The 11,303-nt window shown below is 45.0% G+C and carries 8 protein-coding genes; 1 reads left to right on the top strand and 7 read right to left on the bottom strand.

All coding sequences use genetic code 11. From position 1 onward, the window contains the following. Positions 1-544 precede the first annotated feature (544 nt). From csrA to pncC, 5 genes are all read right to left on the bottom strand, one after another. The gene (gene csrA, locus A6D97_RS19780) at positions 545-742 is read right to left on the bottom strand and encodes a carbon storage regulator CsrA (protein ID WP_004415691.1); all 198 of its coding nucleotides are present in this window, start codon (positions 740-742) and stop codon (positions 545-547) included. 92 nt (positions 743-834) lie between these two features. Continuing rightward, positions 835-2,016, bottom strand: coding sequence for an aspartate kinase (locus tag A6D97_RS19775; RefSeq protein WP_082153902.1), 1,182 nt, complete (start codon positions 2,014-2,016; stop codon positions 835-837). Positions 2,017-2,236: 220 nt separating this feature from the next. Then, a complete protein-coding gene (gene alaS, locus A6D97_RS19770; protein ID WP_065585101.1) occupies positions 2,237-4,819 on the bottom strand; it encodes an alanine--tRNA ligase in 2,583 nt (860 codons plus the stop codon). 332 nt (positions 4,820-5,151) lie between these two features. Beyond that, positions 5,152-6,192 carry a recombinase RecA gene (gene recA, locus A6D97_RS19765; RefSeq protein WP_017056586.1) on the bottom strand — a complete coding sequence of 347 codons (1,041 nt, stop codon included), beginning with the start codon at positions 6,190-6,192 and terminating at the stop codon, positions 5,152-5,154. Positions 6,193-6,331: 139 nt separating this feature from the next. After that, on the bottom strand, positions 6,332-6,826 hold the full coding sequence (gene pncC, locus A6D97_RS19760) for a nicotinamide-nucleotide amidase (RefSeq protein WP_065585102.1): 495 nt from the start codon (positions 6,824-6,826) through the stop codon (positions 6,332-6,334). Between the two features lie 124 nt (positions 6,827-6,950). Here pncC and mutS point away from each other — a divergent pair, with 124 nt between their 5' ends. Continuing rightward, the gene (gene mutS, locus A6D97_RS19755; RefSeq protein WP_065585100.1) at positions 6,951-9,512 is read left to right on the top strand and encodes a DNA mismatch repair protein MutS; all 2,562 of its coding nucleotides are present in this window, start codon (positions 6,951-6,953) and stop codon (positions 9,510-9,512) included. A 140-nt stretch (positions 9,513-9,652) separates the two neighbouring features. Here mutS and rpoS read toward each other — a convergent pair whose 3' ends face one another. Together rpoS and A6D97_RS19745 are read right to left on the bottom strand one after the other, a co-directional pair. Further along, on the bottom strand, positions 9,653-10,633 hold the full coding sequence (gene rpoS, locus A6D97_RS19750; protein WP_017059027.1) for an RNA polymerase sigma factor RpoS: 981 nt from the start codon (positions 10,631-10,633) through the stop codon (positions 9,653-9,655). 98 nt (positions 10,634-10,731) lie between these two features. Continuing rightward, positions 10,732-11,303 (bottom strand): peptidoglycan DD-metalloendopeptidase family protein (locus tag A6D97_RS19745; RefSeq protein WP_016785575.1); only part of this gene is annotated, 572 nt, incomplete at its 5' end.

Below are 11,303 nucleotides of genomic sequence, written 5' to 3'. Positions count from 1 at the left end.
CCCTCGATGCAGCTACAAACCACATACTCCCTTAGCAGGGGAGCGCCTTCGGCCTCTCGGCCACCTCACCGTCTTGCGGAGGCACATATTACGTTTTACCGAAAATATGTCAAACACTTTATTGAAAAAAATTGGACAAAAACACTCAACCGTTTACTATTTAATCAAAGCGCTTGCAAATTGAACTTATAAGATTCAAATCGCGCTTTTTCCCTTAAAAATTAAGGTGAAAGATTGGCAATAATAAACAGCCGAAAACAATTATCTAATTTCTCCAGCAGCAAGTGCTACCGCTGATGGCACAATACTACGGGATGCGTATTTTCGCCATAGGGGAAGCGAATAAATCTTGAGTTTTGCCAAACAAAATACAGAGCAACAGTTCTGTTCAACCTTGTCTGTATCTCGCAGCATCACAAAGCATTCACTTCACCACTTTGAGACCGATCCGTTATCCAACCCATCTATGTCCCAATCAGTGTTTCGGTTCCCCAAGATCAAAAAAGGCTAGCAACAATGCTAGCCTCTTCTCTACGCAAAAGTATTAGTAGTTGCCAGATGCAACGTTACCATTACCTTTTTCAGCTTGAATGCGCATGTAGATCTCTTCACGGTGAACAGATACTTCTTTAGGTGCGTTAACACCGATACGTACTTGGTTACCTTTAACGCCTAGTACAGTAACTGTTACTTCATCACCAATCATCAGTGTTTCGCCAACGCGGCGAGTCAAAATTAGCATTCTTTGCTCCTTGAGTAATCTCTAAATTTATCTAGCTACGAGAGCATTATCCAACAAAAGTTATATTTTCGTAAACTATCGATTGAGTTTATTTAACCAAAATGCACTTCTTTTTTAGGATAACCCTGTGTTTCACGCGCTACGATGTATGCATTGTGTAATATGTTAGCAGCCATATCGACTTGCGTTGGTGATATCACCAAAGTTAAAGACTGCTGCTGCAATAAGTGATGCTGTACATCAATTTCGCCTTCAGACAACAATCCATGTGAACTGACCACAATTTCTTGTGTTCGGCTTCCTACCACAGTTAACAAACTAACCTGTTCACTATTACGGATTTTCTCAGCAAAAACTAGTTTTAATTTGGCACTTATGTCTTGTTTAATAATGAGTGCTGCCCGTTCTGTTTCCTCGATCACACTACAGACTTCGATCCCCAACAGTTGGCAATGTGAAATGAAAGACGGTAAATCTTCATTCAAACACTCGATACGCACCATATCTCTTTGGATGGCGATGCCAGCAATATCATTCAAACACTGATTACCCGCGATCAATGTGCCCTCGCCTTGTTCAAAGCTTGAAAGCACTCGCAATGGCACGTTGTTCTGCCATGCATACTGAACACACGGAAGATGCAACACCTTAGCGCCTCGGCGGGCCATCTCTTCCATAGAAGGGAAGTCTAAAGTATCTAATTTCTGAGATTGCTTTACGACTCTAGGGTCACAAGAGTAAACACCATCTACATCAGTATAGATCTGGCATTCTTTCGCCTGCAAGGCACCTGCAAGCGCGACCGCTGTAGTATCTGAACCACCGCGGCCTAATGTTGTGATATCGCCTTTCGCATTGAATCCTTGAAAGCCTGCAACAATAACAATCTGATTGTCATCTAGCAAAGCTTGAATCGGGGCAGTATCAATACGCTCAATCGCTGCATTATTATGATTAGAATCCGTGTGTATCTTGGCTTGGTAGCCAGTCATCGATGTCGCTTCATAACCTAACTTGTGTAACGTCATTGCTAACAAGGCCATGGAAACTTGCTCGCCAGCCGTTAACAACACATCCAGTTCTCTAGCGTTTGGTACGCTATCAACTTGCGTGGCTAAATTAACTAACCGATTTGTTTCACCAGACATAGCAGAAACGACAACCACAATCTGGTTCCCTTCATTTTTCGCTTCAATGATTTTTTCTGCTACATGATGGATTCGTTCAATTGAACCCACCGACGTTCCACCAAATTTTTGCACGATAAGAGGCATTTTCACCCGTCCTCACCTTCCCAAGACCAATATCTATATATGACAAAAAAACACATACTCCGCGTCAGGGCGAAGCAATAAAAAATTAACCAAGGAGTCTAACGCCACCATTAGACTTCTTGGTTAATCTCAATCAAATCTTGTTTAAACACACTTCCAATAGGCAAAATAAAAGATGCCCAATCAACTGATTGGGCATCTTTGTATCAATTACTTAAGCTTAAAGACGCTCTTCTAGCCAAGTACGCACAGATTTAAGCGCTTCTGGCAGTGCTGCAACGTCTGTACCGCCCGCTTGAGCCATATCTGGACGACCGCCGCCTTTACCGCCAACTTGCTCAGCAACCATCTTGACGAGATCACCCGCTTTTACTTTGCCGATTAGGTCTTTGGTTACACCAGCAATCAAGCCAACTTTACCGTCTGCTACGTTCGCGATCAGGATGATGCCGCTACCTACTTGGTTTTTAGCGTTATCAACCATAGTACGTAGGTTCTTGTTGTCTGCGCCTTCAATTGCAGCAACCAAAACTTTAGTACCAGAGATGTCTTCTACTTTGCCCATGATGTTTGCGCTTTCTGCAGTAGCCATCTTTTCTTTAAGCAGTTGGATTTCTTTCTCTAGCGATTTCGCTTTCTTAGCTGACTCAGCCAGTTTCTCTTCGTAAGCGTTAGCTTGAGCTTCTACTGCATCTAGTGCAGCTTCACCTGTTACCGCTTCAATACGACGAATACCCGCAGCAATACCACCTTCAGAAGTGATCTTGAATAGGCCGATATCACCTGTGTTTGAAGCGTGGATACCACCACAAAGTTCAGTAGAGAAGTCGCCCATAGATAGAACGCGAACTTCATCATCGTACTTCTCGCCAAACAGTGCCATTGCACCTTTTTCTTTCGCTGACTCGATGTCCATGATGTTCGTTTCAATCACATGGTTCTTACGAACTTGTGCGTTAACTAGACGCTCTACTTCTTTAATCTGTGCTGGTGTTACCGCTTCAAGGTTAGAGAAGTCAAAACGTAGGTTGTCTGGCTTAACTAAAGAACCTTTCTGAGCAACGTGCTCACCTAGCACTTCGCGCAATGCAGAGTGAAGTAAGTGAGTGGCAGAGTGGTTTAGTGAGATAGCAGCTCGACGCTCAGCGTCAACCGTTGCTTCTACTTTATCGCCCTTAGCAAATACACCTTCAACTAGCTCACCGTGGTGCGCAAATGCGTTACCTAGCTTCTGAGTGTCTTGTACTTTGAAAAGACCCGACGCTGTTTTTAGTGTACCAGCATCACCACATTGACCGCCTGACTCAGCGTAGAATGGTGTCTCTTCAAGGATGATGATTGCTTTGTCGCCAGCCGATAGTGAAGCAACCTCTTCGCCGTCAACGAATAGCGCAGAGATTTCACCAGCACCTTCAGTTGCTGTGTAACCACAGAACTCAGTGTTGGTGTCTACTTTGATTGTCGCGTTGTAATCCGTGCCGAATTGGCCAGCTTCACGTGCACGCTTACGCTGTGCTTCCATCGCCTTCTCAAAGCCTTCTTCATCGATAGTAAAATCGCGTTCGCGAGCTACATCGTTAGTAAGGTCAGCTGGGAAGCCGTATGTATCGTAAAGTTTGAAAACTGTTTCGCCGTCAAGCTCTTTGCCTTCAAGTGCATCTAGTGCGTCATTAAGAATAACCATGCCGCGCTCTAGCGTACGACCAAAGTTCTCTTCCTCAATGCGAAGTACTTTTTCAACCAGCTCTTGCTGTTTCTTAAGTTCATCTGCCGCAGAGCCCATCACTTCAGCCAGTACGCCCACAAGTTTGTGGAAGAACACGCCTTGTGCGCCAAGCTTGTTACCGTGACGAACTGCACGACGGATGATACGACGTAGAACGTAGCCACGACCTTCGTTTGAAGGCATAACACCGTCAGCAATTAGGAATGAACAAGAACGGATGTGGTCAGCAATAACGCGTAGCGATTGGTTAGATAGATCGTCATGACCAACAACTTCCGCAGTCGCTTTGATTAGCTTTTGGAATACATCAATTTCGTAGTTAGAGTGAACGCCCTGCATGATTGCAGAAATACGCTCAATACCCATACCTGTATCTACAGCAGGCTTAGGTAGCGGTTCCATTGTGCCGTCAGCGTGACGGTTGAACTGCATGAATACGTTGTTCCAGATCTCGATGAAACGGTCACCATCTTCTTCAGGTGTACCAGGACGGCCGCCCCAGATGTGCTCACCGTGATCGTAGAAGATTTCAGTACATGGACCACAAGGACCTGTGTCACCCATCGTCCAGAAGTTATCAGACTCGAACTGTTTACCGCCTTCTTTGTCGCCAATGCGAACGATACGGTCAGCAGGAACACCTACTTTCTTGTTCCAGATATCGAATGCTTCATCATCTGTCTCGTATACCGTTACCAGTAGACGATCTTTTGGCAGTTGAAGAGTTTCAGTCAGGAATTCCCAAGCAAATCCAATCGCTTCTTCTTTGAAGTAGTCGCCAAAGCTGAAGTTGCCTAGCATTTCGAAGAACGTGTGGTGACGAGCCGTGAAACCTACGTTTTCAAGGTCATTGTGTTTACCACCCGCACGTACACAACGCTGAGCCGTAGTTGCTCGAGTGTAGGCACGCTTTTCGGCGCCTAAGAAGCAATCTTTGAATTGGTTCATACCTGCGTTAGTGAATAGCAGGGTTGGATCGTTATGTGGAACTAACGATGAACTGTCTACGATTTGGTGTTCTTTGCTCTCAAAGAACTTAAGGAACGCGTTGCGAACCTCATCAGTGCTCATGTACATGCAGCTCTTCCTGAAAATAGTCGAGTTAGAATTTTGCCGTATTGTAGATCATGGTTAAGGCTTCGACTAGTTTTCTTGTAGAAAAGACACCCTTGGGCAGGATTTTAGTGGGAATTCGATAAAATGAAGAATATTCCACTATATCTTGCCGTGGAAAAGCAGAACTAAATTGACGACCTAGTACCGAAGAAACTCAGTCAACGAGAGAGATTTGACCAAAGACATGCTCGACGGAGCAGATCCAATAAAAAAGCCCCGCATAAAATATGCGAGGCTTTAAATTCTTTCAAAGCGGATGCTTCTTTCAAACATCCACTCTATAAAACGTGAGCTTATAGCTCTTCGTTTTCTTCTTCTTTCTCTACGTCTTTCTCTTCAAGAACAGCAGGAGTCAGTAGTAACTCACGAAGTTTAGTATCGATCTCTAGAGCAACTTCTGGGTTTTCACGTAGGTATTTACCAGCGTTAGCTTTACCTTGGCCGATCTTATCGCCTTTGTAGCTGTACCAAGCGCCTGCTTTTTCTACTAGCTTATTCTTAACACCTAAGTCGATAAGCTCACCTTCGCGGTTGAAGCCTTTACCGTAAAGGATTTGAGTCTCAGCTTGTTTGAATGGTGCAGCAATCTTGTTCTTAACGACCTTGATACGAGTTTCGTTACCAACAACTTCATCACCATCTTTAATCGCACCAGTACGGCGAATATCAAGACGAACAGATGCGTAGAACTTAAGTGCGTTACCACCTGTTGTTGTTTCTGGGTTACCGAACATCACACCAATTTTCATACGAATTTGGTTAATGAAGATAGCCATACAGTTAGACTGCTTAAGGTTACCCGTCAGCTTACGCATTGCTTGAGAAAGCATACGAGCCTGAAGACCCATGTGGCTGTCGCCCATTTCGCCTTCGATTTCTGCTTTTGGTGTTAGGGCTGCTACTGAGTCAATAACAAGAACGTCGATTGCACCTGAACGAGCCAGTGCATCACAGATTTCCAGCGCTTGCTCACCAGTATCTGGTTGAGAAACAAGAAGTGCATCGATATCAACACCAAGCTTTTGAGCGTAGATAGGGTCTAGTGCGTGCTCCGCATCAACGAATGCACACGTCTTTCCCACTTTCTGTGCTGCAGCAATAAGCTCAAGCGTTAGCGTTGTTTTACCTGATGATTCTGGACCGTAAACTTCTACGATACGTCCCATCGGTAGGCCACCAGCACCTAGTGCGATATCTAGAGATAGAGAACCTGTAGAAATAGTTTCTACGTCCATTGTGCGGTTATCACCAAGACGCATGATAGAACCTTTACCAAATTGCTTTTCAATCTGACCAAGGGCTGCGGCTAACGCTTTTTGTTTATTCTCGTCCATTTCTATCTCCACATAATCGGTTGTCTCAACAAGCGATCTAGAATCTATTTCTAACCCACATAGGGGTGACTAATTGGCTTTTATTATACTGTTGATTCATACAGTGTCTATACCTGTATGAAAATAATTTGTACAAATGTTACTTACCTTCCATTGATAGGTAATCATAAATAACTTGCAGGGCATGGTGCGTGGCTTGTTGGCGTACTTGTGATCTGTCGCCTGTAAATACATGCGTTTCTACTTTATCCCAGCCATTTAGCGCTTTCCACGCGAAGCATACTGTACCAACAGGCTTATCTTCGGTCGCGCCACCTGGGCCAGCGATGCCACTGATTGATACAGAGATCGTCCCGTTTGAATATTGCAATGCCCCGCTCGCCATTTCTATTACGACAGGCTCACTCACGGCGCCGAACTCCATTAAGGTTTTAAGTTGTACACCTATCATCTCTTGTTTGGCTTCATTGCTGTACGTAACAAAAGCGCGATCAAACCATCCAGAGCTGCCCGCAATATCGGTGACTGCACTCGCGACACCTCCGCCAGTGCAAGATTCAGCCGTCACTAACACGTGTTTGTGTTTAGCGAGTAAATGTCCAAGCTGCTCACTAAGGTCTTGAGTCATCTGCATCATCTGCTTCCCTTTATTTACTGTCATATCATTTGGATTCGCATCTTTTCGCATCAGCCGCTTTTCGCACGAAACGCTTTCACGTATCCTAAGCCGCAATAGAAATAAACGAAAGAAGTTAACTGTGAAAGCCGATCAAAAACATACTCCCATGATGCAGCAGTATCTAAAACTGAAAGCAGAAAACCCAGAAATTCTGCTGTTCTACCGCATGGGCGATTTCTACGAGCTTTTCTACGATGACGCTAAAAAAGCCTCTCAACTCCTCGATATTTCACTGACTAAGCGTGGCTCATCAAATGGTGAACCGATTCCGATGGCAGGTGTTCCATACCATGCGGTTGAAGGATACCTTGCAAAGTTAGTGCAACTTGGTGAGTCCGTAGCAATTTGTGAACAGATTGGTAATCCAGCACTTTCAAAAGGCCCTGTTGAGCGCGCAGTAGTGCGTATCGTGACACCGGGTACCGTAACCGACGAAGCCTTGCTTTCTGAACGCGTTGATAACCTAATTGCAGCCATTTATCACCACAACGGTAAATTCGGTTATGCGACACTTGATATTACCTCTGGCCGATTCCAACTTTGCGAGCCAGAAACAGAAGAAGCGATGGCCGCTGAGCTACAAAGAACCTCTCCGCGTGAGCTGCTGTTCCCTGAAGATTTCGAACCCGTCGATTTAATGGCAAGCCGTAATGGCAACCGCCGCCGCCCTGTATGGGAATTTGAATTAGACACCGCTAAGCAGCAATTGAATAAGCAGTTTGGTACTCGCGATCTGGTTGGCTTTGGCGTAGAAAGCGCGAAACTGGGTCTATGTGCGGCTGGTTGTTTGATCCAATACGTGAAAGATACCCAACGTACTGCCCTCCCTCATATCCGTTCACTCACGATGGATAAACAAGATCACTCGGTGATCCTTGATGCTGCAACTCGTCGTAATTTGGAGATCACGCAAAATCTTGGGGGTGGTACTGATAACACCCTTGCCGAAGTACTTGATCACACTGCGACAGCAATGGGTAGCCGTATGCTTAAGCGTTGGTTACATCAACCAATGCGCAATATATCTGCACTCGATCAGCGCTTAGATGCAATTGGTGAAATGAAAGATTTGGCTCTATTCACAGAACTACAGCCAACCTTAAAACAGATTGGTGATATCGAACGTATTCTCGCTCGATTAGCACTTCGCTCTGCTCGCCCTCGCGATATGGCGCGTCTTCGCCAAGCAATGGAATATTTGCCAGAGCTTGCTGAAACACTGACGCAACTGAAGCACCCATACCTAACTCAACTTGCTCAATATGCTTCTCCTGTGGATGAGGTTTCTGAGCTGCTTGAACGTGCAATCAAAGAGAACCCACCGGTGGTTATCCGTGACGGTGGTGTGATTGCAGAAGGCTACAATGCCGAGTTAGACGAATGGCGCGACCTTGCAGCAGGCGCAACTGAATTTCTTGATAAGCTTGAGCAAGAAGAGCGTGAACGTCATGGCATCGACACGCTAAAAGTTGGCTACAACAACGTACATGGTTTCTTCATTCAAGTAAGCCGTGGGCAAAGCCATCTTGTGCCGCCACACTATGTTCGTCGTCAAACGCTGAAAAATGCTGAGCGTTACATCATTCCTGAGCTAAAAGAGCACGAAGACAAAGTACTTAACTCTAAGTCGAAAGCACTCGCTATCGAGAAACAGCTGTGGGAAGAGTTGTTTGACTTACTACTGCCGTATCTAGAGCGCCTACAAAATATCGCCTCTTCAGTATCTCAGCTTGATGTTCTACAGAACTTGGCTGAGCGTGCAGATACCCTTGATTACTGTCGTCCAACCATGACAGAGTCTGCTGGCGTACAAATTCAGGCCGGTCGTCACCCTGTTGTTGAACAAGTGATGGACGAACCTTTCATTGCTAACCCTATCGACCTGAATGATCAACGTAAGATGCTGATCATCACGGGTCCCAACATGGGTGGTAAATCGACCTACATGCGCCAAACGGCACTCATCGCATTGATGGCTCATATCGGTTGTTATGTTCCTGCAGAAAGCGCAACCATCGGCTCTATCGACCGTATCTTTACGCGTATTGGCGCATCCGATGATTTGGCTTCTGGCCGTTCAACCTTCATGGTTGAGATGACAGAAACCGCAAATATCCTGCACAATGCAACACCAAACAGCCTTGTGCTAATGGATGAAATCGGTCGTGGTACCAGTACTTACGATGGCCTGTCTCTGGCTTGGGCAAGTGCAGAGTGGCTAGCCAATCAAATCAATGCGATGACACTGTTTGCAACGCACTACTTTGAGCTAACTGAACTACCTAACCAACTTCCAACTTTAGCAAACGTACACTTAGATGCGGTTGAACATGGTGATAGCATTGCCTTTATGCACGCAGTTCAAGAAGGTGCTGCAAGTAAATCTTATGGTCTAGCGGTTGCAGGTTTAGCTGGCGTACCGAAAGCAGTGATCAAGAATGCTCGTGCGAAGCTGACTCAGTTAGAAGCGTTAAGTATGGAGTCGCCAACATCGAAGCCAAGCGGTGTCGATATCGCAAACCAACTGAGCCTGATCCCAGAACCGAATGAAGTAGAGCAAGCGCTAGCGAATGTTGATCCTGATGATCTAACTCCTCGCCAAGCATTAGAAGAACTTTACCGCTTGAAGAAGCTGCTTTAGTTTCTTACCAAGTAGCTTGTTATGGCCGTACTGCTATTTTGATTAGACGGCATGAAATACCAAAGCCACAAACAAAAAAACGCTGACTTAAAGTCAGCGTTTTTATTTGTCTTCTATTTAGAGAAGCATCATCCGTTCAATTAGTCGTTTTCTACGTTGAACAGGTTTTCCATATTCAGACCTTGCTTGATAAGAATCTCACGTAGACGGCGAAGACCTTCAACTTGGATTTGACGAACACGTTCACGAGTCAGGCTGATTTCGCGGCCCACTTCTTCTAATGTTGACGGTTCATAACCCAGTAGTCCAAAGCGACGCGCAAGCACCTCTTTCTGCTTAGGATTCAGCTCATCAAGCCAGAAAATCAACGAGTTCTTGATATCGCTATCTTGAGTTGAAACCTCAGGATCTGAATTATTGATGTCTGGAATAATATCCAACAGCGCTTTCTCACCGTCACCACCAATTGGCGTATCAACAGAGCTCACTCTTTCGTTTAGACGAAGCATCTTGCTCACATCACCAACCGGCTTATCTAGCTTAGAAGCAATTTCTTCTGCCGTTGGTTCATGGTCAAGCTTTTGTGATAGCTCTCTTGCAGTACGTAGGTAGATGTTCAGCTCTTTCACAACATGGATTGGCAAACGGATAGTGCGAGTCTGATTCATTAACGCACGTTCAATGGTTTGACGAATCCACCATGTCGCGTAAGTTGAGAAGCGGAAGCCACGCTCTGGATCAAACTTCTCTACGGCGCGAATCAAACCTAGGTTGCCTTCTTCGATTAGATCGAGAAGTGCAAGGCCGCGGTTGCTATAACGACGTGAAATTTTGACCACTAAACGCAGGTTACTTTCGATCATGCGTTTACGTGCTGCTTCATCACCGCGTAGAGCTCGACGTGCATATAGCACTTCTTCTTCAGCGGTTAGTAGTGGTGAGAAACCAATTTCGCCTAAGTAGAGTTGAGTGGCATCTAAACTTTTAGACGTAACTTCAACTTCTTCTTTCGCTTCGGTTTTCTTAGTGACTGTTCGTTTTGCTTTTCCAAGAGCTTCCGGTTCCGTGGTTGCTTGGTCAAGATCGAACTCTTCTTTGGTTACTGCATTGCTTATACTCATAACGCCTCCCCCTGGCGAAATTAGCATGACATCACAACTTTATATGTCGCTAAATGACTATGTCACTCCATACAATATGTATTATTTGCATATTGTATTTAAGGCAAATATCGTTTTGGATTAACGGACTTACCTTGGTAACGAATCTCAAAGTGCAGCCTAACACTGCTGGCTCCAGAGCTTCCCATTGTTGCAATCTTCTGCCCTGGTTTCACACTTTGCCCTTCAGATACTAATAGTCGGTCGTTATGCGCGTATGCACTTAAGTAATTATCATTATGCTTCACAATCACTAGATTGCCGTAGCCTCGTAATGCATTACCCGAATAAACAACCGTTCCCCCTGCAGTAGATACTATTGGCTGACCTCGCTGTCCTGCTATGTCTATGCCTTTATTTCCTTGTTCGCCTACAGAGAAATTCTTGATTACTCTCCCTTTAGTTGGCCATAACCATTTGGATACTTTATCACTTGTTGGTTTGGTGGACGGTGTAACATTCTGTTTACCTTTAGAACCAACATACTCCTTTGATTTGGATTGTTCAACCTTCTTTGGTGGATCTTTTTTAACCACTTTAGTCGTAGTTTGAGTTGGCGCAGGTTTAGAGTTTTTACTCTTTTTAGGCGTAGTTTTAGGGGTACTTGCTGTCGATGACGTAGTGGATGCCG

It is taken from the genome of Vibrio sp. ZF57, from assembly GCF_001691235.1.
Classification (GTDB): domain Bacteria; phylum Pseudomonadota; class Gammaproteobacteria; order Enterobacterales; family Vibrionaceae; genus Vibrio; species Vibrio crassostreae_C.
Note: the sequence above shows the minus strand (reverse complement) of the source record. Positions and strands in the feature narration are given on the sequence as shown.